Annotated in this window: 1 protein-coding gene; it reads right to left on the bottom strand. The window is 58.5% G+C overall.

All coding sequences use genetic code 11. From position 1 onward, the window contains the following. Window positions 1-147: 147 nt before the first annotated feature. On the bottom strand, window positions 148-516 hold a 369-nt coding region (gene tssB / locus EN914_RS37885; RefSeq protein ID WP_127367839.1), incomplete at its 5' end, for a type VI secretion system contractile sheath small subunit.

Raw genomic sequence — 516 nt, 5'->3', positions numbered from 1 at the left:
GCGCGAGATTGCGCACGAGCTGTTGCAGCTTCTCGCTGTCGTCCTTCTTGACCTTGAAATCTTTTTCGAGGAGTCCGCTGAATTCATCGAGGTTTATGGCTTCGGCCTCCGCGGCGACTGAGGCGGTCTTTTGCTGTTCGGCCATGATCATTCCCCAACCTTGTCGTCGTCGGCCAGCGCCTGGCTGGCAATCTTGCCAAGAAGCGGTTCGTTGTTCAGAAGCTGCGCGATGCGCTTTTCAGCATCGACACGGCCATCCATGAAGCCGAGCAATTCCTCGAGTTGTCGACGCATCTTGAGGATCTCGGCCAGTTGCGGAACTTGCTCGGCAATCTTGTCGGGGGCGAAATCACCCATCTTGGAAAATGTAAGATCGAGCGCCAGTTCCTCGTCACGCTCCTGGCCCTCGGCCTGCGGCAGCGTGTTCTTCACCCGCGCTTTGACGCGGGGGCCGAGCGCCTCCATGAATTTTGGGAAGCGGTTCGCGTCGGTCTCGACAAAGGAGCGGTCCAGCAC

Source organism: Mesorhizobium sp. M7A.F.Ca.CA.001.08.2.1, from assembly GCF_003998455.1.
In the GTDB taxonomy this organism is placed as follows: Bacteria; Pseudomonadota; Alphaproteobacteria; order Rhizobiales; family Rhizobiaceae; genus Mesorhizobium; species Mesorhizobium ciceri.
The sequence above is the reverse complement of the archived record's forward strand: the minus strand, read 5'-3'. Positions and strand labels throughout refer to the sequence as shown.